This is a genomic window from Klebsiella grimontii (assembly GCF_900200035.1).
GTDB lineage: Bacteria > Pseudomonadota > Gammaproteobacteria > Enterobacterales > Enterobacteriaceae > Klebsiella > Klebsiella grimontii.
Genome location: NZ_FZTC01000020.1, coordinates 301,033 through 327,376, shown reverse-complemented (window position 1 = coordinate 327,376; position 26,344 = coordinate 301,033). Strand labels below are relative to the sequence as shown.

Below are 26,344 nucleotides of genomic sequence, written 5' to 3'. Positions count from 1 at the left end.
ATGGTCAGATACAGCCGCTGCTGCCCGGCATCAAAGCGGGTCGTCGCGTCTTTAATCATCTCGGTTAACGGTACGCAGGCATCCGCCGCCAGGACGTCGATTCCGGCGATCGCTGAGGTATTCACGCCCATCCCGGCCAGCTGTCCGCGCGTCAGGCAGGGGGCCAGACCGTGGCCTTTTTCACCGGCATTAAACGTGACATCGCGGGTGGTCATATATCCGTCATTCAGATAGATATCGGCGCGGTAGGTGCCCGGCGGCAGCTCCTGGCCCTTTTCAAAGCCGGACAGATCCGCCACGGCGGCGGGATCGTCCGCCAGAAAGCGTGGGTTGAAATAGAGCTCCGCCTGGGCGTAAAAAGCCGGTGAGGCGAGTAAAAGAGCTAAGGGGATCTGCGCGAATGCGCGCGCAGATCCTGGAGTCATACGCCGGGAGCCCACGTGGTCGAGTCCATATTTCAGATGTGACATAGTCCCTCCGGTCCAAAGTCGCCCGGCCATCGTTATTTTTTTCGTTCAGGGGGAGAGCGCTGCTCCCCGATCGGTTACTGCATGACGCCTTTCATGCGCGGGGTGAGTGCGCCGTAGTCGTTAATCGTCCGGTAGGTAATCTCGCGACCTGCATCGGACGGTAAACTGACGCTGGCTTCGCCCATCGGCGGGACCAGCGCATTTTTCAGCACCCGGGTGCCGGCGTTGAGTTCGGTGACCGTCAGGTAATAAGGGGTGGGGTTAATCAGCGTGAGCGCATTCCCGCTGCGGCGAAACGTCAGCTTTTCCGCGGCCTGATCCGGCGGCAGCGCCAGCTTTGCCGGGCGGTAATAGAGCTTAATGCGGCTGATGATCGCCAGCTGCAGGGTGTTATCGCTGAGCTTTGATTTGTCCATCGACGGGATCGCCTTGACGTTCATCCAGAACAGCGTTTCCCGATCCTGCGGCAGCTGGTTGTTGGTGGCATCAAGGATGCGCAGGGTATTCTCTTTCTTCCCCTGCATGGCGAACAGCGGCGGGGTGATAACAAAGCTTCCGTCCTTCGCGCCGTCGGCATTTTCCACCCAGGACTGGATCAGATAGGTATTGTCATCGTTATTCGTTACCGCCAGCTGCGCCTGTTTCTGCCCCGCCGGATAAATTACGCGGGTAGCACCCAGCGCCACGCCGGCCTGCGACTGAGTCGAAAAACCGGCGGTGGCGATCAGTAAAAGTCCCGCCAGTAAACCGCGCATCCCGCGCGTGGTAGCCAGTCTATTTTTCATATTTATCTCTTTCTTTCTCACGGTGATTTCCTGTTACCGGCGCTGATTACTGGTAGGTCAGGGAGAACCAGGCCTGAGCATTCGCGGCTCCTCCGGTGACCTGACTCCCGGTGGAACGATATTTAGCGACAAAATGCAGCGTGGTTGGCCCGGTGTGCAGCTGCGCCCATGCCCCTGCTGGCGCGTTGAGCGGGATCTGGCTGCCGGTTTTATCAAACAGGGCAACGCCAATGCCGGTAGCGATCCCCGGCCCCTCGCCAACCGAGAGGACATCCGGATTTTTACCATCGGCGACGCCGTGAAACGCCACGCCAACGCGCTGGCTCACGGCGGTACTGCACTCCTGTAGGTGAATATCGAAAGGGACGGGATTGGTGTCTTCCCCGGCCGAATGAAACCGATTGCTGCTGATTTGCCCCATCTTGACCGTCATCTGCCGGTCTCCCGCTTCAACGCGGCAGGACTCGGCAATGACGATCCCCTGGAAGCGCATGTTCCCGCCGGGCAACATCACCTCCCAGTTACCGGCCAGCGCCAGCGGTGGTAGCAAAAATATCAACAGACCCGACTTCATCTTTTGCATCGTTATCACCCCAGTCTTATTTGGATAACGGGCCATCCTGGCCCGATGCGCCTCCTTGCCTGATGAAGAAATTACTCGTATTGCACTTTAAAGGTGGCGTCCGCGTTAGCAGTACCGGCAGTCGCGACACCGGTCGCAAAGTAGCGAGCCTGGAACGGGATGACGTTGGTACCATTGCTGAGGGTGGTTTGCGCGCCGAAAGTCGCGCCATCCAGCGCCAGCGGGGTACCGGTACGGTCAAGGATCTGTACGCCGACGTTAATCGCGCCGCCCGCGGCAGAACCCTGCAGGGCCAGAACGGTTGGGTTGGTACTGTTAATCGCCGTGCCAGCAAAAGCAATGGCGGCCTTCTCGGAAACGGTGATATCGCAATCATTCAGCTGGATGTTGAAGCCCACGGGAGAGCTGGTGCTGCCTGCGGTGGCGAGTTTCGCTGAACGAACCTGGCCTAACTGAACGGTCTGATCGAGAGAACCGGCAACCACTGCGCAGGCCGCATTCACCACTTCACCTTTAAAATGTACCGTGCCGCCGTTCACCGTAACGGGATCGGCTGCCAGGGCTGCAGTAGCGCTCAGGGACAGTGCTGAAAAAACGATAACGGCTAATTTGTTCATGGTAAAACTCCTGTTTATGAATAATCCTGAAGCGATGCTTCACTTAAAAAGACATTTATTGTTGAAAAATAAATTTTGAAACGTAATCCTATTTTTACAGCCTAATTTATTCATCAGGTTGCGACGGTGGGTATAAATAGTCTTAAGTTTCACGCCAAACTCTTCTGCGATCTCCTGGTTGCTTTCCCCTCTGCTCAACATGCTTAATATCTGCTTTTCACGCAGACTCAGCTGGAACTTAGTATGATAATTTCCTGCAGTTTCTTTCTTTAAAAAGAAATTCAGAATACTTCTGGTGTTACTCTTTTTGTCTAGTACCGTTACTTTGCCAAAGAGTTCGGACTTATAGAACGCTAAGTCGCTGGATGCAAAGGCGACAATGTTTTTATTCGAAAAATAAATCCACTCCGCACCGGGAAGGTCGTTAGAGTCCAAATCTATAATCAAAAAGAAATTGTCAATAAACTCTTCTCCAAGCAATTCAATCAGGCCCAGAGTAAAATATTTATCCTTAGATAAAATATTAGTTGATAGATTCATATCTGAACGCGATCTCATCCTTGGGTTGACCTTTAACTCAGCGTTAATAACACCATTCAGCGAATTGAGGGTAATCTAACATTGCCCGCCTCAATGAGACATGTCGCTGACGCTCTAAAAGATATAACGGCCATTAAGCTGTTTTTGTGTGGTGTTTTTGTTTGTATTTATATTTTTTGTTGGTGTTAAATTTTGTTATTATATTTATTTGTAGTTTTTTATAAAGCAAAGATGATAGGGAGAGGTTATCATTAAAGCCTCAACAATAGCCCTGCTCTTTGTATTGGAATTTTCTTAGGGAATATTCCTTGTTAAAGGCGTGGGATTTTCTATCTTAGTGCAGCAAAAATTTTTAAGAGCTTCTGAAGAGCCCTATAGAGGTGACCCGAGTATACCTTTTCCGCTCGCATCAGAACGCTAATTCTGCGGGGGAAAATAGCATCGTATTTATTCAGAAGCGATGACGGATTGACTACGGAACCCAAACTGCCGTGCTGAAGCGATGGCCGGCAGTATAATTGAGGCGATGATGCAAAAGTCTTTTATAGCCGGGCTGGGATTCGGAGCGTGATATTAAGATACACGGGCTGAAAAGCATGGGGTTCGTTCGCAGCCTGTCTTCACCCTCGTTTGTCAGTGTAATGAATGGATATTAATGTGCCAGGGAGTTTTTTCTCTGCTATCGCCTGGAGGAGACGCCGTTGCAGAACGCATTTGGGGGTATTAAAGAAGGCGGTACGGCTGCCATGAGAGAGTGGAAAAGCAAAAAGCCCGCTCGAAAGCAGGCTTCTTAAATTTGGCTCCTCTGACTGGGATCGCCTTTGCCAGTAGCTGGCTAATAAATAAGCTAAACCTGAAAACTCTTCCTGTCAAGACCACCAGAATGACCACCAATCAAAACTGATTAGAGCGGTCTCGTGCATTTGGTGATCGCTACTATTGTCACATCTATAAGGGCTGTCTGTTCTGTGCCAGAAACGGACACCCAATATGCCGTATTGTAATATTTGAATGACGTGATACACAATATTATTTTCAGGTTGTTAAAAATAATTCAATGGAGTTAAACTTTTTCTTCAGTCCATATATTTGGATAGTGACTCTTTATTTTTTCAATACGTATTGCTCCAGATAATTTGGAACAAGCATCAATGATCGCATTAAGCAAAGCCTCAAGTTTGGAGGTGTCATATTTACTTTCGATAAGCTTAACTTCTGATGTATCAAGATATCTTTTTGCGTAATACTCTTTAAACTCAAGTGCGCCTTGATACATCCCGGTCTCTTTTTTATAGTTAGTCCATCTAACAATGTATGAGTCATATTCACTATATGTTAAATCCAAGTAACACTCTATAGCGGCAGCAGTTCCATTAATATTGGATAAGGTTAGGCCGTCTGGGCCACAAGTAGGGAAACTTTCAAACTCCTTAAGATCCGGAAGACATATGCAACTCATATTATGAGGAAGCTTCATCTTTATGATTTTCTTGAAAGCTTCAACCCCTTCACTATCATTGTCGAGTACAAAAATGATTTGGTTCTGTACATCAATTTTTACTAATCCCTCAGCAAACTTTGATAATCCCCCAGTGCCGGGGAATGGATGGCCAGATGTTACATCGATGAAACGAAAAAATTCACAAACGCTAGGCTTAATTAGCTTAAATGCCTTTTGTAATATATGTGAGTCCGAGGAACCTTCAGTTGCTATGAGAAAAGAATTTTCACGGTTAATTTCAGTTTTTATTTGGTTAATGTGAACCCATCCGTTAGCGACTATTTCCCCATAGTCCCACTCGACATACTCACTAAGATTATGTTTGTTTTCACTTAAAAGTTTGATCATAGAGTATGGATGAAGTATGTTTATGACACTGAAAAACGCTGTTTTTTCTGACCAGTAAAAGTTGTTATAAGGATCATAGAGAGGAATTCTTTTTAAAATGTCGTTAGGGAATAACTTCAAAATGAAATTATCATTCTCTGTTTTTTTTGAATTATCAAAGTCGATATCTTTATCGTTTAACTCCCCCAGATCATAGCTCTTAAGTAAGCCCAGAAACTCATCAAAACTAAAAAGATTTTCTAAAGGTTCCCAATTATCGGGATAGGCTTCAATCATTTCGTTTCTTTGATAAACCTCATGCTTTACAAGATTTTCATATTCCGCACGAATAGCAGTAAGAGAAAAACCAAGTAACTCAACCCGTTCAGCTACTGCTGCAAGAGGCTTCCTGAGTACGGTCCACTGAAGGCGTCTTTCTTCATCAATTTCATCGGTTTCTTCCAGATCATAGCGTTCGTGCTGAGGTATCATTATGTGGTCGGTTGACTGGAACAATGCACCATGATCAACACCTAAGCTATTTTTACTCCAATCTAGCGTTGCACCTGAAACCTTAAGTGAAATTTCCGTGCCCATAATTCCTCTTTTAAACTGTTGGCAATCACTTAATTAAACCACCAGGAATATCATTTGTCATCAACTATGCTATGAAATTACAAGCGGTATAATGTCTTCAAAATTCAAAGTGAATATCAATCATTAGGAATTAATCCAAGGGCAGAACCAAGCGATCGGCTCGTTGCAGATTATCGCGCTGTAAGTTACGTATTGCACCATCGGAGGTGAGAACAATTATGAGCTTCCACTTTTTGCTCATAGCGGATCTGACAGCCAACAGGACTGGCCGCTTTGTGCCCGCAGTAGGCGTTGCTAACGGCGTAATGTGTCACTCAACGCGGAGCAGTCAAATTAATTAATAGACTTTGTCTCTTCCCTAAATTTGTTTGGTAAACACAGTCAATCAGTGGGTAGCATCATCTACATATTTGTAGACGGACTTCTGGCTTTCAGATGTTAACACGAGGGGCTTACTTGAGCACTTTGAGTCATTCTTCCATCTCGGCCAGATCCCGCACCCATCTCGTAGATAGTCGTTTTGGCTACAAGGCCAATCTCAATCTGCCTCAGCTCTTGGCGACGGATTGTGTTAAGAAATAGCAGAACTCCGTTTTTGATTAATTGAGACAGGTCGTTAAGGACACTCGATCCGGAGATTTGTTTTGTGCGCGAGCTACAGTGCTGCTGTCGCGTCCAGTTTACTAATAAGTTATTCTGCATTTCAAACTCCGTGGGCATTTGGTGAAGCAAGGTTTGCCACCAATATTTGGTGCTTTTCATTGGGTAACGGCGGAAATTCACAGGGACGTAGTAAGGTTTACCGAAGACTAATAGCAGCAGAAAAGGAGCGAGTATGGCGACGATAACGGTTTCTCCGGTTCATTTTGAGGACTACAGTGGTATCCAGTTCGAGCGCCTTGTTTTTGCATACCACCTGCGCGCGGGTTGGCATGATCTGATTTGGCACGGTCAATCAGGAGGTGATCAAGGGCGAGATATCTCGGGTATTGAACCATTTGATGACCAGCCAGCACGTAAGACCATCATCCAATGCGCGAACCGAGACACGTTGACACTGGCAAAAGCCAAGAGCGACATGAGTAAGTCGATTAAAGCAACTGGCAGTGTCCCAGACGTCTTTAAGTTCGTCTCTCGTGGTGCGGTCTCGGATGCTGGCAGAACGCGCATCGAGCAAGCAGCAGCTTCCCTAGGCGTCAGGCATGTAACGATATGGTCGGGCGTAGAGTTCGAAGAAAACTTGCGTCTTCGTGCTGAATATCTGCTGCACCGTTTTGTCCAGGGCGTCGAGTTTCCTGATGTTGAAGCTGATATTCAAAAATTCACGGATGATTTTCCCGACCTTTCCGACGCCGATGTTCTGCAACTGATGGCTTCCGTATTTGACCGGCCAGCATTTCGCACACCGTTTCAACAAGAAAGTTCTCTCCCTGCTTTTCAGAAGGCAATCGAAGATACCATTGGCGCACTAAATACAGGTTTGTGGAGAACGCGTGAGGGCGTCGAGATCAGGCGCATTCCTTCGATCCACCATCTCAAAAATCAACGCATCCAGACAGTGATGGGAAAAGTGGTTCGTCAGGTCGACCAACTGCGGCGCATCTTCGTAACTCGGCTTAAGGAAGGGGAAATCAGACCTTGTGGATGTGGTCAGCCCGATTGCCCCACGTTTACGCTCACGCAACGCGTGGCTGACGAGCTAGACGACGCGAGACAGAGAATCCTCACGACGTTTCAATCAGTGTATACTTCCTTCAGTGTGAGCCTTAGTTAGGCAATGAAAAATGGAACCTACAGCGTACTCATTCTTCTTGAAAGCCCAATATAATTTCTTAAGTATGCGAATGTGATGATGGCACTGACCCCGGAACAAATTCACTACCTCAACCAATATGCACCAGGCGAAGCTGTGTCACATGCATTGTCCGAGCTACTATTCATTGATCATGATCTTCTCGGTATCGATGCTAACGAACGGTCGATTACCTTTCGCTTTGCGATGTACCTCCAGCAATGTTTCCCCGGTTGGACTGTAGATTGCGAATACAACCGGGACAGCATTGAACCTAAACGGCTCAGACATTTGGAACTTTATCCAGACAGCGAAGACGTTGAGGCAAAGACAGTATTTCCAGATGTGATCGTGCATCGCCGAGGTACACGACAGAATCATTTGGTCTTGGAGTTCAAAAAATCAACGAGTCGCGTCGATAGAGAGATCGATCTACTAAAACTTCGAGGTTATAAGCAGCAGCTTGGTTACGAGCACGCTCTGTTTGTGGAGGTCGGCACCGAAGGGCAATCGATCATCACGGCGCTCGAGTGGGTCTGAGAGGTGATAGAAAGATAATTCATGATACGTATTCCATCATTCAACTCTCAGCACCTTGAGGCCGCCTGTCGCGTCCTTGCTGATACCGAACGTGGCTTGAGTGGGTCGCAGATCGAGCGACTGCTACAAGAAATTAAAGTTGCGGACACATCGCCAGGAATGACAAAGTGGAAACGTCTGTTTAATGCGCTCGCAGGTGCGCAGAACCAGTATCAGGTCGGCAACCATCTTATTATGTTCATTAACCGTGCGATGAACCCGGTTAATTACGCCCGTGATCCATCGGTGTTTGCCTGGCGACGTGATGAACTCAATGTTGTCCTGGCTTTTTCCGGTTTTTATATCCGTGAGGATGGTAAGGTCGCGAGCGCTGCTAAAGTAACGACTCTGGATTCTGCTCGAGCCCGCGCCGGGCGACTTAAGGCTGCACTCGAAAGCCGTGCTGTGCATGCGGAAGTTTTGAACTATTGCCGTGCCGAACTTCTGGACGAAAACTATTTTCATGCCGTCTTCGAGGCGACGAAGGGGGTTGCGGAACGTATTCGTCAGTTGTCCGGGTTGAGCGGTGATGGTGCTGACTTGGTGAACAAGGCATTTACCGGACAACAACCTGTTCTGACTTTGGGATCGCTCACCACCGACTCAGAAAAGAGCGAACAGAAAGGTTTTGCGAATCTACTGATTGGTCTATTCGGTGCTGTGCGCAATCCACTAGCCCATGCGCCTAAGAAGAATTGGCCCATGTCTGAACTGGATGCGCTGGACATCCTTACGTTGGTTTCGCTTATTCATCGCAAGCTGGATGGCACGCAGAAACAACTATAGCGGCACCATAGTGGAGTTGCATGAGCTACACAGTGTTGATCTTGCTGTACCATCATTATAAGAAAGCAATCCGAATTCTAAATTGATGATTATCTCTCAATAACCTTCATCTATCTATTTATATGACTTAATTTGCTGATATCTATTTTTTTAAGTAACATAGTGTGTCTTATCTCCGTCTGAAGAGCTGGTTGCAACAATCGTTAACAGGCCCCCCAGTTCCGAGACTGAACTCTTTTCCATTGGTGCACAAAAGCAAAAAGCCTGCTAGTAATCAGGCTGTTCAAATTTGGCTCTGTAATTGGGATTGCCTTATTCAGTTACAAGCTAATATATAAGCGAAACTTGAGTCACTTCTCTGTCAAGACCACCAAGATGAACACCAATCTCTTTTTCATTTAATCATAGTAAGGTTGCCTTCAATAACTGATTAGGGTCCGCAAATTATTCCGAATGACGTAGACCATATCACTCGTGGATAGCCCATATAAATGGGCTAGTTCTTCTACAGTATTTTCTATATCAGCTGGTTGTGAAGGCCTATTATCAATACGTGTGAATGGACCATCGGTTTCTGTTAGCACTCGCTCAATTGGAATAGACTGTATCATAGGAATATGTCTGGCATTGCTAATCATTTCCATATTAATAGAAAAATAGCATCCTAACTCTAATGCTCGCTTCGCCTCGTTCTTTGTTCCAGTGAACCAGTGGAGAACAATTTTCCCACGCCCTAAGGGTAAATATGCTTCAATGAAGTCTAGTACAATTTTGACCGCTCTGACGCTATGGACTGTAATGATCTTATCGCCAGCCTGAGCGCAACGTTGCAATATATGTTGAAATACTCGCTTTTGCGCATCGAGTGACTTGAAAAAGCGAGGACCAGCATCCAGTCCAACTTCACCAACATAGCGTGTCTCCGATAGGTAATGATCCCATAGTTCTAGTTCATTTTCATGGTTGGCTACCAATTGGGGATGTAACCCTAATGCTGCTCGGACATACTTCGTACGCTTTGCAATCTCGTGATTGCGAGGCCATGCGCGCGGTGTTGTCGTAACTGCCAATGTAAATATTCCAGCTTTCTCTGCATCTCTGACTGCTGAATAATGATCAGGGTAGAGATCAAGGTGACAGTGAAAATCGACAAGCCCTTTAGTTGCATTCATGTAAATATCCTTTTCAAGCTGGTCTTGTCGAAACACCGTCGATAAGTCGCGCAACTTCAGCAAGTCCGCGCTGATATACACCAGCTAGCTGGTCTAAATGCATTGCTTCATCCGCAAGCGAGCCAGGCTTGTGAATCAAGATACTTGCTAGTTGCGGATTATCTTTCAGACGAGCAATTGCATATTGAAATGATCTGACCTGTACTCCAGTTGCTTGGCGCGTGTCCAAGGGGTGAGCATGAAGATCTGCCACTGTATACACCGTTGGATCACTATCAGGTCCCCATGCTGCCATTAATGCTGCTCGGCGGATCAGGCATGGCAAACAATAGCCACACTGTTCAATGCCATGCCCCAACCAACGGGCCTTGGCCGGTGATGAGCACGATAGTGAATCTGATATCAGGCTTTTTAAAAGAGAAGGATTTTGGCAAGACGAAGCCATCTCCCCTTTAGTTTTGTTCCAATACGGATTTTGAATTTCGCCATTGATGCCAAGTATGGAAAGTAGTTCATTCCATCTCGCCATATAATATGGGTGCGTCGTGCGAGTACTGTTTGATCCCAATCGTAGTGGATCCAACGGTACATTTAGAGCAATCAATCCATTTTCAGGGACGCGCAAAACGAAATGGTTTCCTAGTCCGGTTCCTGCGAAAACACCGAGAGCAAAAAACAAGAAAGATCTGCCTCGAGTACTATTCTCTGAACTTACGCCTTCCACAAGTCCTTCCTCAAAGGACATACCAACTCGCAATCTCCCTAAAGATGATTTGACGTAATGTTTTTTTAAACCGGCAAACAGCTTAGTTTGTGCATCACTTGTTGCCCCCTCTCCGAAATGACTAACCAGAAGCGGTGTAGTTCCACTCTCTAACGAGTCGATAGCTCCAATTAAACTATCAAGTCCACCTGAGAATAAACTGACTGAATCAAATGGGTGAGCAATCAGGGTTGGTGGTGCTTCTTTGACGACAGTATTAAATCGCTCGGGGCGTGGCCTAAAATCGACCGTCCAGCGATCGCCGGTTAAAAAATCAAGAGAATTTTTGAGGGTTGGCGCTGCTGAATACCAACGAGAGGGATTACTCACAGGTACTATCAATCTTATCTCGCGTGTCCACGAATCCTGCGATTGCTCAACACGCGAGATTCGTGTGTCAGCAGCATGGACATGGGCTGCTAAAACCAACAGGTCAATGCCCATTTCTGTTGGGAATATGCCGATATTGTTAAGGCTGGACAGTGCATGACCAATTCCATAATCCAACGTTTGTTTGCTGGCGACGAGCTGTAGGGAAGTTATCTGTTCATCTAAGCCTGCTACAGGGTCAAATGAATCGTCATAACCGAAATGACCAACTAGGAGTTGTCGCATCATTGTTTATTAGCCTCTGCATCGCCAAGAGCCTGTAAAATTCTAAACGCAGACTCATAGATCGTATCCACGAATCCTTGAATTTGCTCTGGAGTAAGATGATTTGTCCCAATTTGAGCGCGTGCGAGTGCATCGCTTACTCCACCCCGGATGAAATCTCGCACCTGCTGCTCAACAAGATGTGCTGTATGCGCATTTATTGGCATCGTCACCGCTTTGGTTCCAATGTCATTACAAATGCGTGCTTCGATCGCGTGAGTAGCATATAGTTCGAAAACGGTTTGCATTTGATCTGGTGTAAATGTATTCAAATCAGTGAGACCTTCGTTAGCAAGTTCTACGATAGTCTCGATGTATGCTTCACGGGCAATGCCCTCATCAACAGTACCTGCTCCTGGGCAGATGAAATCAGCTAGCCCAATGAAAATTTCAGTGATTGGACGGCCTGCTAGCGATTCTAAATTCAGTGAGCGTAGCGCTTCGTTGACACCCCTTGTTTGTACCTCCGCTAGGAAACCGAGGAGCCGTGCCCCCGCCCCTCTGGAAGCTCCCATACGTTGTGCTGCCTGCCTAGCACCACCTGATGACGTTGAAACATACTTCGATATGGCCCGCCCGAGGCTTGCTCGATCTGAACCACCAGACCCTGCAAATCGTGTGAAGTTATTGCGCGCGTTTGAGAAACGTTGCGGATCAGCTGTACCTGGTATTGGTGGGCGATTTGGTGGAGTCAGGGGTTCAGGACGATCTATTGGCTGCTGGTCGTCTTGTCCTGGGCCATTGCCTTGCGGGGATGCCGGGGGGGCGTTATCCAACCATGATGGAATAAGTGGAGTCCCGCCGCCAGGCCCTCCATAAGCTGTTGATGTTCCCATTAATGTATTCCTTTGTGATTTTTAAGCGCTGCTTCGGCTGCGACTTTGAGGCTGGTATTAGTAGTTAGTTTGCTCCAATTCCCCAATAGTACAGTCAAACGCGCTAAACATTCGGTATCCTTTATAGCACTCTGCCAACCACTTACAGCCCAAGGACCACACTTATCATTTGGCAATGCCTCCAGAAAATCCATTAGCTGGCTCTGTAATTTTGGTTGTGCCTTTACAAGAACGCTCAAACCATCAATTCCTGCCGGTTTGATATCAAAAGTAGCTGTGCTCATTATTTTGCTACGAACTGCCTCGAAGACCTTTTCGGCTTCAGGTTGCACAAGTTGCTTCAACTCTGATTCGTAACTTTGAACCGCCATTTTGCCGCCGAACAATTTCTCGACCACCTCGGCTAAGTGGCCCAAAACTGATACCGGACCAAAATAATCTTTTTTATCTTTTGTTACAAACAAGTAGGGACGTAAGTCGAGACCTGATAACTTCGGTGGGAGCCGAGCCCAGTCACTTATCGTTTCTGAAGATTTCCATTCAGTCAAAACCGTACTATCAGGTGGCAATAATACTTCTGCGGCTTTTTTTTCTTTTGGTTTATCATCGTTTTTATTGGAAATCGTAAGAAACGTCTCTAATGCTTCAAGATCTTTGCAGTGTCCATCTGAATGTATCGCCGCAACAAACGCGATCTGTTCGAACAATCTTGGAATAAATCGCTCAGCAAGCATGAGTTTTGCTAGTACTGGCAGTTTGATATCATCGCCAAAACCTCGCGCTGTTGCGGTGCGGTCACGTAGCAAGAGGGTATTAAGAAAACGCTTGATTTGGCGAGGATTACCTTTTGTTCCGCTAGCCAAAATTGGTCCGATCTGATCACTCAGAATTAGTGCATTATTTGCTTTATCGGCTTGCGAGCCGAGAGTTATTTTTACCGTGGCAGCGTCCAATCCACCACTTGTCCACGGGCGTTTCAACTTTTCCCGCGCAACGATGATTAACTTTTCATAGTCTGGGTCATTCTCACCTATTTCAGCACCAGCAAGAAGTAATGTGACATAAATTCTCGTCTCTGTTTCGCCTAAAGCAGGGATCCGGAACGGGACCTGAATGAGTTTTTCAAGATAATTACGGGCATAGTCTCGTGGCCCAGTGCTGTCAGGCAGGTCAGGGAAGTGCTTACGCACTGAGTACTCAATCATAGCCTCGTCAGCAGCAACAACAAATGCTGTCCGCGAGGTAAATACAAATAGACGAATCGCTTCAAGAGTTTCAATGGCCGTATCAGGTAGACAACGATCAAGATCATCAACCAATACCACAAGTTGCTTGATACCAGCATCTTTCAGTAGTTGATCAAATGCTTTGCGAAATGTTTCCACTTCCATCGGTACATTTTTTGTTTCTCCCTCTTTCGTCACCGCCTTTATTTCATTGATAGTATTAGAGATATTTTCTTTCGTCATAAGTTTGACGGGATCTTCAGCCAAACCTTGCAGGGAGTTGATGATGGAGCCAATTTGCTCAGGTGTCGGAACACCGGTAAATGCGGTTAATGCCAGACCGCCGGCTCGCTTGGCAACCTTTAGCCAGTCGATACTACGGAATACGTCTTTAATAGCTCCTTCAACTTTTTTCAATGCAGGACGTTTCTCTACCAGACCTGAGACGATGCCTTCAATTAAGGCTATCTTTGCATCTTCAAATCCTTGGAAACGCCAACCATTGAACTTTAAGCATAAAACATCATCTTTGTCGGAGAAGCCCGACTCAATCATTTCGAGTACGCTCGACTTACCTGCACCCCAATCACCATGAACACCAATTGTTACTGGGTGATTGAGCTGCTCTCGAAGCAATCCAATAATGGTGGAGGCAATGGCCTCATTGTTTAGCAGATCGATTTTTGTTTCGTTGTCAGTTAGAATCATTATTTTTCCTAATAGTCGTTGCTATTCATCTTATTCAAATAAAATATTAATGAGCACATCATAGGGCTATCCCTAGTAGAGACGCAGATCTCTAATCTTGCACTGTTCTGATATTGAATCATGATCATAGTAGTGAAATTTCTTCAAAAGTAATGGTACTGCTGTGGGGGCTATGATGTATCTCCAATTCATTGATGCGAAGTTTCAGCGGCATTGGACATACCACACCGCTGAATATGCAGGTGCCAGTAGAAAGGGTGGGAATTGATTCCTCGGTGAGACGGTCAATATAAGAAACTGACTTCTCAATAGCGTATAAATCATTCTGGTTTATCAACCTATGGATGAAATAATTATGCGCCTGAGAAATAATAGTGGAGGAAATATCATTCGGTCTTTGACTCGATAGGGTTACAAATACACCGAATTTTCTCCCTTCCTTGATGATTTCTTCAAAAGTTTCAAGTCGATAATCTTTCCAGCTCTCGGTTTCACGAAAAGATGTATTAGACAGGATGTTATGTGCTTCATCAATGATGAGACTGAGAGTTGAGTAGGGGTCACCTGCTTTTTTATCAGCATAGGCCCATTTAGCGAGTAATAATGGAAGTGTTTTTTTCATGGTCAGATTGACCATATTCAGGTTGATGACTACAAAATTACTGTTGCCCCAAAAATCTCTATTCCCATTGGTATCAAAGACTTTTCTAATATCTTTTCTGTTTGCACTCATTCTATTTACTACTGGTGCTATGTGTTCAGGATTTGAGCGACCGGATAAGAATTCGAGGATTAGCTGCAAATACATGAATCCAAGCAAGGATTCTATAACATCATTTGGAAATTCATAGGATTCTGCGAGTCTGAACAGGTTTGAATGCTCCGTATCTTCAGGAGAGTCAAAAAAGCGACCTGTGTTGTTAAACCAAACTTTTCTACCGAAATGAAACTCTAGATCGGATGTCATATGCTCATGATCGTTAAAAATTGGTCGAAAAAGATCAAGAAGGGCATCACAACGTGTCTTATCGCTACCACACAAAGTTTCCCTGATCTTTTTCTTGAGTATATTTCTAAAAAAATCAATAGGGGCATCAGAGCGATGAACTGCCGATTTGAGTTCAAGTACTCGCCTTAAAAATGGTTTCTGGGTTTTGTCTGTTGCATCAGTAAGGACAGAAAGGATCTCATGTTCAAGTAATACACCTTCCGGCATAGGGATTTTATCCCCTTGATCATTATAAGTGCTAAGGTTATAGACAATTTTCTCCGAGGTTATGCATTCATCGGCACCATATTCACCATTGAAATCAAACAATATAAACTTACACTTGCTTTGAAAGCTCTCTTTTAGCATTTCAGACAATGCGGCATAACCGTGTTTGTACAGAGATGCCAGAGTGTTTGACTTTCCACTACCGGTATTACCGAAAATAGCAATGTGAGAATTTAATAAACCGCTAACAGGTAGGGTAATATCGATATCTTCAAGATCAGTACGGGCGAATGTGATAGCACAAGTTTGTGCTCTCACTATCTGATGAATGAGCTGAATTATCTCTTCGGTCACTATAAATGCTTCGTTTCCAATTAAGGGAAGTTCCCTTGTACCGACAGTAAAATGACCGTTCCGATCAACGTAACCCGACAAAGAGACAGTCAGGTAGCGGCGAAAACGTATGGACTCAGCACCGCTTCCTAATGGATTTTTCTCCTCAAGTATCTTTTCTGCCTCTATTTTACCGATTAGGCTCATGAATCCTTTCTTGATTTCGATAAATCCGCCAACGGATACGTTCTTAAGTACTTTTCCACGGAAAAAAAGATCGCTAAGGTTTTTATTTTTATCGACCAATATGCTTATTGTTCTTCCTGACACCTCACATACTTCACCGACACGGAGAACTGCCTCTTCATGAATAAATTCTTGTTCCACAGTTATCTCCTCAGAAAACAATTTATAATTTCGTTTACCTTAGTGAAATCTAATTCTTTACCTGGAGTGTAAACTATTTCCACATTAGAGTAGTCTCTGAATTTTTCCATAAATGCGATTCGAGAAATTTCATTATAGGAAAATATTATAACTTTAAGAGACATGTTTCTTAGCGCTTTTTTTGTTAACGTCTCTATGTGTTCATCTGCAAATGAGAAACCAAAAACTATAAGCAATGCTCCTTCCTTGTCTAATTCATTAGAATAACTTCTAAGAAGATCGTAATAGATATTTTCAAGAAGAGTTTCGCGAAATTTATCCTTTCTGGGAAGAATGAGTGCATGTGATAGCACCCAATTTCTTAGTTCTTCATGGGTAGCAAAAGCTACAGGTCTCAATGGGGGTACTTGGTAGTAAAAATCATTTTTATATTTAAGCCATGATAAAGAACCATGAAGCTTAATCAGGTTTATTGTCGGTAGCTCAACGCTATAGTTATAAAGGTTTCCAGTAGCATGAGTCGTATGGTAGAAGCTGGCTGGATCAAATAAATGTGCACCATACAAATTTCCTCGCCGACTAAACCCATCATTTAAGATAACGTTATAGCTTTTGACGGCAGCATCTTCGATAAACAGATCATAATTTGTGGTAAAGAGATTTATTCTCCTAGGTAATAGGCCAGTTCTTCTTTGGGTAAGAATCTTTTCAAGAGAGTGTAGGAAACTGGAGTAATAGGTGCGAGTGACAGTTACGTTATCTAACGTGGGTTGACTATGCGGTATACCTTGCTGAGTTCTATCGAGTAGAACGTCATTAGCTTCCCAAACTGAGGTTAGAAAATCGCCTGCTTGCTGAAAATAGGCTAAGTCATCTCCTGAACGCACGTGCTCTTCTAGTTGCGCTTCGATATCTCCTAGTATGCGGATAGCTGGTAGTGACGCTCCGGAGCCGATAAGAAAGTTGATGTTTGCTGACTGAAAAACACGCTCAAAATACTCTCGATCCCGATCCTGACCGTAGTATGCTCGTTGCATTGCCACAGTAAACGCTTCCTTAAGTTTAATTTTAGTGTGTAGATAGGAATTATCTTACCGTTACTGCACATAATTGCACCACTTTTACGAGCTGTCATCGAGAACTTTTTGGGACTAATTTTCTTCTTTTTGCTTCAGCTTTAGCTGGTAGCGTGTATCTCGGATCTTAAGAGATATGCAGATATAGCACTGTGCGATAATCAATAGAGGGCATGTGAACATCTAGTCTGAAAGCAAAACATGAACCGTATTTTTAATGCAAAACACTGCCTTTCCCAACAACATTTCACCGCAGCGAACTAAGGGGCGCTACACCCGCTATGCAGGGGCAAGTTTTTTCTCCTGTGCACTTTTCGTTCTCCGTATCTACTTCAGGTTAATCGTTTCCCAACACAACCCGTCCCGCAAGGGTAAATGGCACGCATGCTGCGCCCTTGCAGGACAGAACGATGCCGGGAAAGCGAACCGTCAGGCGATACGAAGACGAAAATCACACACTGACGGAGAAAAAACCATGACAATTTCCCTGCATTACCCCCGGACAAGCGCCCCTAACACCGCAGCGGCGACCAGCGTATCCCCGCTGGACCCGTCAGGCTCCTCAAAAACGAAATTTTCTAAAACCAGAAAGGATATTTATCAGACCGTTACCGACAACATCATTGCAGCGCTGGAAGCCGGTGTTAAACCCTGGTCCTGCCCGTGGCAGCGTGTATCCGGCATGTCTGGATTGCCATCTAATTACGCCACCGGCGTGGCCTACAGTGGCATGAATATCATGTTGCTGTGGAGCAGTGCATCAAAACAGGGGTTCAGCGATTCACGCTGGTTGACCTATAAACAGGCCCAGTCGGTAGGTGGACAGGTTCGCACGCGTGAACGTGGCACTACAGCCATTTTCTACACCACGCTGGAGAAGGAAAACGACGCCGGAGAAATCGACCATATCCCGATGCTGAAAACTTTCACCGTGTTTAACGTTCAGCAAATCGACGGCTTGCCTCTGACAAAGGTAACTGTCAGTCCGGAAGCGACATTTGCCCCGTTGCCGCAGGCTGAAAATCTGTTCAGGAAGAGCGGCGCAAACATCATTGAGAAAGGACAAAACGCCTTTTTCAGCCCATCAACTGATGAAGTCTGGTTACCGGAGCGCCATCTATTCGCTGATGCGGCTAACTTCTATGCTACCGGCCTGCATGAGCTTGTCCACTGGAGTGGGGGTAAAAAACGCCTGAACCGTGAAATGAAAGGGAAGTTTGGCAGTGCGGATTATGCAGAGGAAGAACTGGTGGCGGAGCTGGGAAGTGCTTTTCTGATGGCGGACCTGGGGATTGAGGGAGAGGTACAACATGAAAGCTACATTGCTTCCTGGCTGAAAGCTCTGAAAAACGACAGGCGCTATATTTTCAAAGCGGCCAGCGCCGCCTCTAAAGCGCATCGTTATCTGATGGATAAACTCTGAGGCCGGAGCCGGACAACCGCAAGGGAATGCGGTTACATGGTTTTTAACCGGCAACGCTGCAAGGCGCAGGCTGAGGCGGAACGCAGCACAGCGAGTACCGAACAGTCTGCGCCTCGCAGTGGAATAAATAATTTCTGGCCTGGCGGTATCGCCGCCAGGCCGGTGAGGCCACCATGTTGGCCTGTGTAAAAGCTTACGTATAGCTGTCTAATGACAGGCGTTTCAGTTCATCAAGGGTATAAATGCGAAACACCCGGCGGTGGCGTTCTTCCAGCGGGACGTGCTGATGGTTGATGATGACATGCCTGATGCTGTCAAACAGCAGTTCAAGTGCACGCTTCTTCTGTGGATCGGGTACAACATAAAAAACGTAAATCCACTGCTTGCGGGTACGGGCCAGCAGGTGGCTTGCCATGATCGACTGATAACGAGCTCGGGTTTTCAGGCGGCGCTCGGTTTCAATGGCAATAACGTTACCGTCAGGCAGGGTCAGTAACCCGTCCGGGCGATGTTTCACCTGATACTGGCTGATAAAAGTGGTCCGGTCGCCGTTAATCCATCCCGAAGCACCTTTTTTCTCCAGAATAAGTCTGGCGGCCTGATTATCAAGATGATGCTCCAGCGTCCAGCCGGTAATTCTGAACGGTTCAAACCTCGCGGGAAAGATTTTATCATCCGGGGTTAACACCACCGCCAGCCCGTCGCTGGTGATCCCCCATAATGAAATCTTCATTGTCCGTGATTCAAGCACATGCTTCTGGATTAACCCCATTTTCTCAGTTTTTGCCAGCAGCGAATAAAGCGATTTATGATCCCGGAAACCAAATAGCAGCATCAGCGTTTTGAAATCGCTGTAGGTTTCTTCTTTCAGGAAGTTCAGCAGTTGTTTTATTTTTTCTCTGTTGCGTGTCTGGCGCTCGTGATATGTCGAAATCAGCATAACCGCTCCTTAAAAATCCAGCGGGGACAGGTGTTCTCCCTCATCAGGTTGGGGCTCTGCCGGTTTGACTTCGCTTCCGTTGAAGAAAAGATCCGGGTACGTTGTCATTACATCCTGTATGGATGGTTTATCATCCTCGTCAAAATCCAGTGCGATTTTCACCGGTGCCGCCGATGCGGCAATATCAGGGGAAACCGAGAAGATTTTTAGCTGACGCTTTCTGACCTTTATCGGTGAAATCAGTGAAGCAGAAGGTAGCGTTTTTGTCGTAAAGATAAAGCTGACAAAATCGGGCAGGTTCAGGATCATATTGCTGTCAATAAAGAAACGTTCGGCCTGGCGGATTGTGCGCTCACTGTCGATCGTTTCCGTCAGCATATTATCCGTTTTCGCTTTACGGAGTTCATCATCCACCAGAATCGTGCCTGACATTCTCGCCACCCATTCCGCTGTATCCGGGTCCATAACCCGGTATACCAGCTTGAATTTTGCATTTTCAACAACCGCACCGACAACGGCGTCACCTTTCAAATCTGCCGGGCAGTCGTTTAAATCGGCGATGGACTGGTGGTCCATAATAATGTGTACGCCTTTATCCCGCGCCGCACCTAAACCTTCCAGCGCTGGTCTGGATAAATGGTATTTCAGCTCGGAAAGATAAATAGCAATGGGGCGGGGTACGTCTGTTACTCGATCGCGCTTTTCTGCCAGTTGGTAAAGGCGAACCAGCAGCATGCGCTGGGCGGTAATAATTTTGCTGTTTCGCATGGAGCCGACAACATAACAGCAGCCGCCCTCATCAAATATGTGCTTAAGCGAAAAGCCTTCTGGTGAGTTAATGGCATTGAGTATTGCCAGTTCCTCAATCTTGCCGAAAAATGCTTTGATTTTTTCGGCAACTCCCTGAACGTAATCACCGTTATAGACATCACGGATTGTTGCCGATGGATTATCACTGACAAATTGTGCGGCGATACGCGCGGCTTTTCGGTCATCAATGCGATAAAAATCCGATTCCTGCCCTTTTTCCGCCAGGCTGAAACCTGCTACGAACAATTCTTCCAGTTCATCGGGCGTGATATCTTCAATCAGATTTAACTGGTAGTGCTGTTTTCGCAGGTCAATTAAGGCAAAGGGTTTTCCTGCATCCTCGCAGGCTTTCCGGTAAAGGTGTGGTGCCCATTCATCGTCTTTGGGGTCCATAACAAACACTCCTTCACCGGCAATAATACTTTGATATAGCAATATCCCGGCAGCTACCCCTTTACCGGCTCCGGTGGTGCCGATAATATCCGCGTGCTGTTTCTGCCAGTCATTTAACGGGAGATACATTGGTTCGTTCTCCCTGTCCATGCCAGTAAAAATGCCTTTATTCAGGTCGATATAATCCAGCGGATCATAATGCAGTGTTTCCGGCAGCAGGGACTTTACGGTGCGGACATCGGTGCGCAATTCCCGTTCAAGGGTGGTTTTTTTAACAAGGCGTTTCTTTATTTTATCCAGTTCCGGCGTGAATACCCGGCGAAGTATAATATGAAAAATAATCCCGGTCACAGTGAAAGCAATCCGTGCTGACCAGGCTAGTACCGTATTATCACTGGTGAGTCTGGTCTTATACAGCCACTGGAAGGATCCGATAACTATCGGGGCCAGTGTGCCGGAGAGAAAACACAGCATTGAAAAAGCAATAATCATCTTTTGCCACAGCGGGGCTTTTTGCCGTTCATCGCTTTTCAACGAGGCGAAAAACGGCATCGTCAGCCCCGATAACAGCGCCAGCATCAGCTGATGCTGTTGCACAAAAGCCAGCACCGCCAGCATCCCATTCACTATCGGCGACAGTGAAACGGCCAGCTTATTCAAAATCACGATGCCTCCTTCGTCAGCAGTTCGCCCCATGACATCGCCCCATCAGTTCGCCCCACGGTGTCGGGCGAAAAGACGGGGCGAGCGTATGGGGTAAAGAAGGTGGCCGCTGTGCGGCCATGTGCAGGAAAGCATGCTTCCCTGCACGAAACGGCGTGCGCCGGTACATGCGGGCTGGACGCCCTTATTGCTCGGTGCATGGGGGTAATGTCGCGGCTGGACGCCACGCCAAAACCCCCAGGGTCAAAGGCGGCACACCGTCGTCCGCTACGCGCGACCACCCTCTTTAAGACGGTCGCTTTCGCCTTTTTCTTCCCTTTGCTCGTTCCTCGCAGCGGGAATAAAAGGGAAGCTGACCTTTAAAGAGGGTGGTCGCGCCACGCTACCGGCTTTGGGCCGGAGACTTAGCTGCGACGGTGTGCGGGGCTGCGCCCCCCGGGTAAACCGCTGTCGTGGGCGACAGCTTTTCGCTCGCTGGGGCGGCGAAATTTATCCGGCTCCCCCCGGCCTGCAAAATCCGCGTGGGCGCGGCTGTTTGCAGGTGAGGTGCGGTGCCTGAATTATTTTCGCTCCTTAACCCGCGAAAATATTTCTGTCCGCAGCCTCATTTTTACGGCCCCTGTTTCTTCGCTTCTTAATCCGCGAAAAATAGAAGCCGTAAAAACCTGAAAACCGTCATGCTCTGTGCCCGTCTCGCCAGTATTAACCACGAATGCGGCCATATTTACTGATGATCTGACTGATAGCCGCAGGGTCTGCCAAATCACATTCACTTAAAAATGATTGTCTGGCATCGGCCGTATGGTCAGGAAGAAAGCCGTGTTTATTCTTTATCACGATATTAAAGAATGCACGTTCAGCGGAATGACATTCACTGCCGCCGCCATTTCCGGTTGCTTTACCGTACATACATAACACCACCTCGCAGGCATCAGCAGCCAGTACAGATGTTGAACATGATGCAATAACGCAGAACAATAATACGGAGGATATTGCTTTTTTCATTTCAGTTACCATTATGATTAATTAAAGGTTGCGTTTTTTGGCTAATGTTATTTGTCGGGGTTATTTTCTGAATGTCTCTTTCGTGCTGTTTAAATGAACTGGCTTAAAGTAAATATCACTCATCCGGCGCACATCGCCGTGTATATCAATGCTGACGATGACATCAATGCTTTTAAGTACCTTGCGTAACAACACATCAAAAGGAATGTTCCGGCAGTCGGGGTTTTCATAGCAGCGGTCAATGATCCCTTCAATACATTCTGCCGGACAGCCCGCATGCAGGGAGGTGATTAACCCCTCATGCCCGGAGCCGACAATTTTCAGCGCGTCCCACGCTTCCCGCCCACGAATTTCCGCCAGTAATATCCGGTCAGGGTTCATACGATAATTAGCACGGATCAGCCTGCCGGGCGTGACAATAGCATTATCCCCGGCATCCGCCGGGTAAAAAAGATGAACATAATTGCTGTGGTGATAAAAACGGATTTCGGGATTATCCTCAATCGTTACCAGACGGAGATGCAGCGGAATATAATGCAGCAGCGTTTTCATATAGGTGGTTTTGCCGGAGCCGGTTTCACCCACAATAAAAATCGTTTTGCCGTATTCCACCGCCTTTTCCATAAAGTGGGGAATATCCCCGCTGTGATATAACCGGATTAGTGCATTATCCTGACTTTCCGTTTTTTCCTGACCGGCCACGCGCTGATAAAATCCCGCATCAATCCATGACTGATGTGTTTTCTGCTCAAACGAGGGTTTGCGCAGCGTAATGGACACCGTATTACGTTCACAGGCCGGAGGAATAATCGCCTGAATACGTTCGCCAGATCCTAATGTTGCAGAAAGGATGGGTGATGTATCGTCAATATTATCGTCATGCCAGGACGCCAGCGCTCTGGCAAAAGCATGGCACTGACGCAACGTGATGGGGGATGCCTGTTTTTGCCATTTTCCCCGAATTTTTGTATGCAGCTCACCCGGCCGGTTAACAGCAATTTCTGTCAGGCCATCCTGAGCAAGAAAGTCGCCAAACAGCCGGTTTTTCATAAAATCCAGTGACAGGTTTTCAGCGTTCATACCATTTCTTTTTCAGCCGTAGTTGATAAACAGAGGAAAAATCAATATCCGTACCGGTCATGATGCCGATCACATCGCCCTGGTTCAGGTACATCGTGGGCGGGATATTGATGCTGTTTTCCAGCGTCGTTTTCGCCATTTCCGCCGTGGCGGCGCGGGTGTTTTCGGTATAGTCGGTATTGCGGTCTTTACCCGGCGCGGCATCTGATGCCGCTGCCGCCACGTCCTGCACGGTACTGAGCATCAGGGCGTTGCCGAAACGCGCCCAGAAATGGCTGTCGATCCAGCCCGCGATCCCTGCCTCGCCGAGCGGGCCGGTGGCCTGCGTATCGGTGAGCGGGATTTGCAGGCTGCCGGGCTCCGGCGTGCGCAGCTCCGTCCACAGCACAAACATCCGGCTGCGCCCGTGTTGCAGTGCGCCGGTGCGGTAGACGCCACGGGCGACTGTTCCGGCCGGGATCAGCTTCACATGGTTGCTGGCGCTCCAGACATCCTCCCCAATCAGGCAGGAGATATGACCGCCAACATCGGATACGAAGCGCCGCATCATCGAACACGGAATATAACGATCCACCGGGATATAGAGATCGGGATCGAGGCCCAGCCGCCTGACACCAGTGACACTGGCAACGCCCGGATTGTCGTTGTTATTGCTGCCTGCCGGTGCTGTCGTATCCGGGCAGCGCAGACGTCCATCTTCGCCACTGACCAGTACAGACTGACAGGATGTGTACGCCGTGGAGGCTGACGGGCTGCCCGACGTTCCCGCGTTGTTGCGCGATCCGCTTCGGGACGTGCGTGTATCGTCGCCTGACCCTGTACTGTCGCTGTTCAGCCCGTCTGCCAGTGCTGCCGCCTTGTTCAGGGCGGGCGGCCCGGGCGGCAGAGCTGGAGTGGCCGGGGCGCTCTGACTGGCAGGGTCTGTGCTTTCCTGCCTCCCAGGCCCGAACAGGCCAAACGGGTTACTGTCCAGACCCAGATTCTTACGCTCATGCTGCACCGTACCGGAGGAGGGCGGCGCGGTGCCAGATTCTTTCTCATCACCCGTTTTCAGGGCGCTGAGAAGACGATCGCCACCGGATGCCAGCGCGATGACCAGGACCAGACTCAGCAGGCTGACGATCAGCATGCGGCGACCTGAAGCTTTACGGAAACGGGTCACTTCCGGCTGACCGGGCGGCGTTTTCTGCTCCGGCTCCTGATATGCCATTGCCGCGTGGGCGCGTTCACGGGCTTCCGCTTCCCGTTCTGCGGTGGTTTTTTCCGGTTCGTCCGGGAAAGATTTGTCGGTCATTTTGCCTCCAGCGTAACGGACGGCGAAACGGTGTCACTGTTGGTCAGCGGGATACGCCCGGATCCGTCGTTTTCGATCCCCACCACCGAGGTGCCGTAACGCAGAACCAGTTGCGGCGATGCCGGAACCGCCATCACGGTGTAGTTGCCCTGTTTAATGGTTCGGGGCGTGACCGCCTGCTCCAGGCCGTTCACCACCCGGAAAACGGATGGCAGGGTTTTCGCAGGAGAAAAACCGATATACGCAAAACGACCGTCATCCCAGGTAAAGTCCGGGGCGATGGAGGCTGAGCCAGCTGCCACCCGTTTTGTATAGCGCCAGTTGCGCGGCGTGGTGGCCTGCCCGAATGCCGCCGCTATCCGCTGCCGGTCCAGTGCTTCCTGCTGATGTTGCTGACGGGCGGCGCTGGCGGCGGCAGACTTTTTTCGCAGTTCGTCGGGATAGCGGTAGCGGATAACAAAGGCCTGGGCGGGCGAGTCTTTATCCAGCACGTTCAGTTCCAGGCTGTAATCGCGCTTCGAGGTCACCACGAACAGATTGGTTTTCCAGTCTTTTGCCGTCGGCAGAAACACCTGGCTGACGTTGTTGCCGCTGGCGTCCGTGACCGGCTGGGTAATCGGGTTCGGGCTGACGCCCACCCGGTTGTCGCTTTTCGTCACGGTCCAGCCTTTGGGGAAACCCGCCTGCGCATCGATAACGGTTTCACCGTCATCAAACACCAGCATGGTGACGTAGCCGGGGCGGGTACTGACGACCGTGGCGTTCTGGCTGTTGTACGTGACGTTCTGCATCCGGCTGTCATACGCGCTGCCGCGCGGTGTCGCTGCGCCCCATGCCAGGCATGACACCATTAAGCCAGAGAGGAGCAGGGGATGTTTCAGCATCATTCCCCCCCCAGCTCTTTATCGCGCTGGTAGCTGGTGACGATAAAGCCCAGCGGGTTCACTTCGCGCTGGCTGTCGGTCAGTTGCCGGTGCGGGACGTAGCGGTAAGTGAGGCGGATATTCCACACATCCGTTTTCACGGAATTATCAGCAACACGACGGATTGTGCGCTTAATACGCAGTGTTGCCAGATTATCCGGCCCGGTGGCAGGCGCATGCACATTGGAAATAATGGCGATATAAACGACATATTCCGCCTTATTAAAAATCACGTCCGGTGCCTGGTCGCCGTTAAACCCGTCCAGATAGTCCCGGTTCACGCTGTCGCTGTTAAATAACTGCACGTCGTCATAATCACGCTGGAGGGAGAAATAATTATATCCCTCGCGAAGTCTGACATAGTGTGCTGCCAGTGAATGTGCCAGCGCTTTTTCAGCAGCAATATCCCGCTCCTTCACGCGGGTCATATATTCATAGCGCCCGGTCTGTTTATCCACTGACCATAATTCAGTGTCGGAGGTTTTCAGCGGCAGCAGAATAATAATGGCCGCAATCGCCATTGCGGCCAGAACCAGTCCGGCAGCGGCCACCCGCCAGGCGGTTTTTCGGGAACGTTCTTCCTTTTCCAGCAGTATGGATTCAAAAGAGCGGGAAACATTAACAATGTTCTGAATATCAGACATGGTGAGTCAGCTCCTGAATGATGGCGGGGGAATTCACTGGCTCGGGTTCGCCGGATACCGGTGGGAGGTCGCCCTGATGCCGTGCGCAGCCCGTGAGCGCGCACAGCATCAGAAGGATGATGCTGAATTTCATGGAAGCCCCTTATCGTATGGATGCAGGAATGCCGCACCGGTGGCGCAGGCCACGGCGTGACGGGGAAAGGAAATTAAGGATCGGGAGG

At 48.2% G+C, this 26,344-nt stretch carries 24 protein-coding genes; 4 read left to right on the top strand and 20 right to left on the bottom strand.

The window, feature by feature from the left end:
- The 6 genes from KOSB73_RS20330 to KOSB73_RS20305 all read right to left on the bottom strand — a co-directional run.
- Positions 1-470, bottom strand: a 470-nt coding sequence (locus KOSB73_RS20330) for a FimD/PapC N-terminal domain-containing protein (protein ID WP_196406268.1), incomplete at its 3' end; no start/stop codon positions are given.
- Between the two features lie 74 nt (positions 471-544).
- Positions 545-1,255: a fimbria/pilus periplasmic chaperone gene (locus KOSB73_RS20325; protein ID WP_049089517.1), complete on the bottom strand. Its 711-nt coding sequence runs from the start codon at positions 1,253-1,255 to the stop codon at positions 545-547.
- A 46-nt stretch (positions 1,256-1,301) separates the two neighbouring features.
- The gene (gene fimI / locus KOSB73_RS20320) at positions 1,302-1,838 is read right to left on the bottom strand and encodes a type 1 fimbrial minor subunit FimI (RefSeq protein ID WP_049085579.1); all 537 of its coding nucleotides are present in this window, start codon (positions 1,836-1,838) and stop codon (positions 1,302-1,304) included.
- Between the two features lie 71 nt (positions 1,839-1,909).
- The gene (fimA, locus tag KOSB73_RS20315) at positions 1,910-2,455 is read right to left on the bottom strand and encodes a type 1 fimbrial major subunit FimA (protein WP_098140880.1); all 546 of its coding nucleotides are present in this window, start codon (positions 2,453-2,455) and stop codon (positions 1,910-1,912) included.
- Between the two features lie 39 nt (positions 2,456-2,494).
- Complete coding sequence (locus tag KOSB73_RS20310; protein ID WP_004138868.1) at positions 2,495-2,995, bottom strand: helix-turn-helix domain-containing protein; 501 nt, start codon at positions 2,993-2,995, stop codon at positions 2,495-2,497.
- 1,063 nt (positions 2,996-4,058) lie between these two features.
- The gene (locus KOSB73_RS20305; RefSeq protein ID WP_003036316.1) at positions 4,059-5,420 is read right to left on the bottom strand and encodes a HEPN/Toprim-associated domain-containing protein; all 1,362 of its coding nucleotides are present in this window, start codon (positions 5,418-5,420) and stop codon (positions 4,059-4,061) included.
- An 835-nt stretch (positions 5,421-6,255) separates the two neighbouring features.
- Here KOSB73_RS20305 and KOSB73_RS20295 point away from each other — a divergent pair.
- The 3 genes from KOSB73_RS20295 to KOSB73_RS20285 all read left to right on the top strand — a co-directional run bounded on the left by KOSB73_RS20295 (position 6,256) and on the right by KOSB73_RS20285 (position 8,577).
- Positions 6,256-7,194: a hypothetical protein gene (locus tag KOSB73_RS20295; protein ID WP_003036321.1), complete on the top strand. Its 939-nt coding sequence runs from the start codon at positions 6,256-6,258 to the stop codon at positions 7,192-7,194.
- A gap of 78 nt (positions 7,195-7,272) precedes the next feature.
- Positions 7,273-7,752, top strand: coding sequence for a hypothetical protein (locus KOSB73_RS20290; protein WP_031617716.1), 480 nt, complete (start codon positions 7,273-7,275; stop codon positions 7,750-7,752).
- Positions 7,753-7,773: 21 nt separating this feature from the next.
- On the top strand, positions 7,774-8,577 hold the full coding sequence (locus KOSB73_RS20285) for a TIGR02391 family protein (protein ID WP_003036327.1): 804 nt from the start codon (positions 7,774-7,776) through the stop codon (positions 8,575-8,577).
- Between the two features lie 419 nt (positions 8,578-8,996).
- On the opposite strand, the gene qatD is transcribed toward KOSB73_RS20285, so the two are convergent.
- The 6 genes from qatD to KOSB73_RS20255 form a co-directional block, all read right to left on the bottom strand.
- A complete protein-coding gene (gene qatD / locus KOSB73_RS20280) occupies positions 8,997-9,749 on the bottom strand; it encodes a Qat anti-phage system TatD family nuclease QatD (RefSeq protein ID WP_003036330.1) in 753 nt (250 codons plus the stop codon).
- A 13-nt stretch (positions 9,750-9,762) separates the two neighbouring features.
- Positions 9,763-11,130, bottom strand: a complete 1,368-nt coding sequence (gene qatC / locus KOSB73_RS20275; RefSeq protein ID WP_003036334.1) for a Qat anti-phage system QueC-like protein QatC — start codon at positions 11,128-11,130, stop codon at positions 9,763-9,765.
- The gene (qatB, locus tag KOSB73_RS31390; protein WP_023337495.1) at positions 11,127-12,002 is read right to left on the bottom strand and encodes a Qat anti-phage system associated protein QatB; all 876 of its coding nucleotides are present in this window, start codon (positions 12,000-12,002) and stop codon (positions 11,127-11,129) included. The genes qatC and qatB overlap by 4 nt, the downstream gene beginning before the upstream one ends.
- The gene (qatA, locus tag KOSB73_RS20265; RefSeq protein ID WP_003036342.1) at positions 12,002-13,936 is read right to left on the bottom strand and encodes a Qat anti-phage system ATPase QatA; all 1,935 of its coding nucleotides are present in this window, start codon (positions 13,934-13,936) and stop codon (positions 12,002-12,004) included. Before qatA ends, qatB begins: the two co-directional genes overlap by 1 nt.
- Before the next feature lie 124 nt (positions 13,937-14,060).
- Positions 14,061-15,872, bottom strand: a complete 1,812-nt coding sequence (locus KOSB73_RS20260) for an ATP-binding protein (protein WP_003036345.1) — start codon at positions 15,870-15,872, stop codon at positions 14,061-14,063.
- 2 nt (positions 15,873-15,874) lie between these two features.
- Positions 15,875-16,909, bottom strand: a complete 1,035-nt coding sequence (locus tag KOSB73_RS20255; RefSeq protein WP_003036348.1) for an SIR2 family protein — start codon at positions 16,907-16,909, stop codon at positions 15,875-15,877.
- A gap of 514 nt (positions 16,910-17,423) precedes the next feature.
- Here KOSB73_RS20255 and KOSB73_RS20250 point away from each other — a divergent pair.
- Positions 17,424-18,371 (top strand): ArdC family protein, encoded by a 948-nt coding sequence (locus KOSB73_RS20250; RefSeq protein ID WP_003036351.1) that lies wholly within the window; start codon positions 17,424-17,426, stop codon positions 18,369-18,371.
- A 193-nt stretch (positions 18,372-18,564) separates the two neighbouring features.
- Here the strand turns inward: KOSB73_RS20250 and mobC are convergent, their stop codons facing one another.
- From mobC to KOSB73_RS30900, 8 genes are all read right to left on the bottom strand, one after another.
- A complete protein-coding gene (gene mobC, locus KOSB73_RS20245; protein WP_003036354.1) occupies positions 18,565-19,311 on the bottom strand; it encodes a MobC family replication-relaxation protein in 747 nt (248 codons plus the stop codon).
- A gap of 9 nt (positions 19,312-19,320) precedes the next feature.
- Positions 19,321-21,180: a type IV secretory system conjugative DNA transfer family protein gene (locus KOSB73_RS20240; RefSeq protein ID WP_023337491.1), complete on the bottom strand. Its 1,860-nt coding sequence runs from the start codon at positions 21,178-21,180 to the stop codon at positions 19,321-19,323.
- 699 nt (positions 21,181-21,879) lie between these two features.
- On the bottom strand, positions 21,880-22,182 hold the full coding sequence (locus KOSB73_RS20230) for a TrbM/KikA/MpfK family conjugal transfer protein (RefSeq protein ID WP_003036360.1): 303 nt from the start codon (positions 22,180-22,182) through the stop codon (positions 21,880-21,882).
- A gap of 60 nt (positions 22,183-22,242) precedes the next feature.
- Positions 22,243-23,262 carry a P-type DNA transfer ATPase VirB11 gene (virB11, locus tag KOSB73_RS20225; RefSeq protein ID WP_003036362.1) on the bottom strand — a complete coding sequence of 340 codons (1,020 nt, stop codon included), beginning with the start codon at positions 23,260-23,262 and terminating at the stop codon, positions 22,243-22,245.
- Positions 23,252-24,556: a VirB10/TraB/TrbI family type IV secretion system protein gene (virB10, locus tag KOSB73_RS20220; RefSeq protein ID WP_003036367.1), complete on the bottom strand. Its 1,305-nt coding sequence runs from the start codon at positions 24,554-24,556 to the stop codon at positions 23,252-23,254. The genes virB11 and virB10 overlap by 11 nt, the downstream gene beginning before the upstream one ends.
- Positions 24,553-25,443 (bottom strand): P-type conjugative transfer protein VirB9, encoded by an 891-nt coding sequence (gene virB9 / locus KOSB73_RS20215; protein ID WP_003036368.1) that lies wholly within the window; start codon positions 25,441-25,443, stop codon positions 24,553-24,555. Before virB9 ends, virB10 begins: the two co-directional genes overlap by 4 nt.
- Positions 25,440-26,123, bottom strand: coding sequence for a VirB8 family type IV secretion system protein (locus KOSB73_RS20210; protein WP_003036371.1), 684 nt, complete (start codon positions 26,121-26,123; stop codon positions 25,440-25,442). The genes virB9 and KOSB73_RS20210 overlap by 4 nt, the downstream gene beginning before the upstream one ends.
- On the bottom strand, positions 26,116-26,256 hold the full coding sequence (locus tag KOSB73_RS30900; RefSeq protein ID WP_020078407.1) for a hypothetical protein: 141 nt from the start codon (positions 26,254-26,256) through the stop codon (positions 26,116-26,118). The genes KOSB73_RS20210 and KOSB73_RS30900 overlap by 8 nt, the downstream gene beginning before the upstream one ends.
- Positions 26,257-26,344: the final 88 nt, after the last annotated feature.

Excerpts from the sequence above, each read along its gene's own strand:
- KOSB73_RS20325 (WP_049089517.1), bottom strand. The coding sequence starts at position 1,255 with ATGAAAAATAGACTGGCTACCACGCGCGGGATGCGCGGTTTACTGGCG.
- fimI (WP_049085579.1), bottom strand. The coding sequence starts at position 1,838 with ATGCAAAAGATGAAGTCGGGTCTGTTGATATTTTTGCTACCACCGCTG.
- fimA (WP_098140880.1), bottom strand. The coding sequence starts at position 2,455 with ATGAACAAATTAGCCGTTATCGTTTTTTCAGCACTGTCCCTGAGCGCT.
- KOSB73_RS20310 (WP_004138868.1), bottom strand. The coding sequence starts at position 2,995 with ATGAATCTATCAACTAATATTTTATCTAAGGATAAATATTTTACTCTG.
- KOSB73_RS20305 (WP_003036316.1), bottom strand. The coding sequence starts at position 5,420 with ATGGGCACGGAAATTTCACTTAAGGTTTCAGGTGCAACGCTAGATTGG.
- KOSB73_RS20295 (WP_003036321.1), top strand. The coding sequence starts at position 6,256 with ATGGCGACGATAACGGTTTCTCCGGTTCATTTTGAGGACTACAGTGGT.
- KOSB73_RS20290 (WP_031617716.1), top strand. The coding sequence starts at position 7,273 with ATGGCACTGACCCCGGAACAAATTCACTACCTCAACCAATATGCACCA.
- KOSB73_RS20285 (WP_003036327.1), top strand. The coding sequence starts at position 7,774 with ATGATACGTATTCCATCATTCAACTCTCAGCACCTTGAGGCCGCCTGT.
- qatD (WP_003036330.1), bottom strand. The coding sequence starts at position 9,749 with ATGAATGCAACTAAAGGGCTTGTCGATTTTCACTGTCACCTTGATCTC.
- qatC (WP_003036334.1), bottom strand. The coding sequence starts at position 11,130 with ATGATGCGACAACTCCTAGTTGGTCATTTCGGTTATGACGATTCATTT.
- qatB (WP_023337495.1), bottom strand. The coding sequence starts at position 12,002 with ATGGGAACATCAACAGCTTATGGAGGGCCTGGCGGCGGGACTCCACTT.
- qatA (WP_003036342.1), bottom strand. The coding sequence starts at position 13,936 with ATGATTCTAACTGACAACGAAACAAAAATCGATCTGCTAAACAATGAG.
- KOSB73_RS20255 (WP_003036348.1), bottom strand. The coding sequence starts at position 16,909 with ATGCAACGAGCATACTACGGTCAGGATCGGGATCGAGAGTATTTTGAG.
- KOSB73_RS20250 (WP_003036351.1), top strand. The coding sequence starts at position 17,424 with ATGACAATTTCCCTGCATTACCCCCGGACAAGCGCCCCTAACACCGCA.
- mobC (WP_003036354.1), bottom strand. The coding sequence starts at position 19,311 with ATGCTGATTTCGACATATCACGAGCGCCAGACACGCAACAGAGAAAAA.
- KOSB73_RS20230 (WP_003036360.1), bottom strand. The coding sequence starts at position 22,182 with ATGAAAAAAGCAATATCCTCCGTATTATTGTTCTGCGTTATTGCATCA.
- virB11 (WP_003036362.1), bottom strand. The coding sequence starts at position 23,262 with ATGAACGCTGAAAACCTGTCACTGGATTTTATGAAAAACCGGCTGTTT.
- virB10 (WP_003036367.1), bottom strand. The coding sequence starts at position 24,556 with ATGACCGACAAATCTTTCCCGGACGAACCGGAAAAAACCACCGCAGAA.
- virB9 (WP_003036368.1), bottom strand. The coding sequence starts at position 25,443 with ATGATGCTGAAACATCCCCTGCTCCTCTCTGGCTTAATGGTGTCATGC.
- KOSB73_RS20210 (WP_003036371.1), bottom strand. The coding sequence starts at position 26,123 with ATGTCTGATATTCAGAACATTGTTAATGTTTCCCGCTCTTTTGAATCC.
- KOSB73_RS30900 (WP_020078407.1), bottom strand. The coding sequence starts at position 26,256 with ATGAAATTCAGCATCATCCTTCTGATGCTGTGCGCGCTCACGGGCTGC.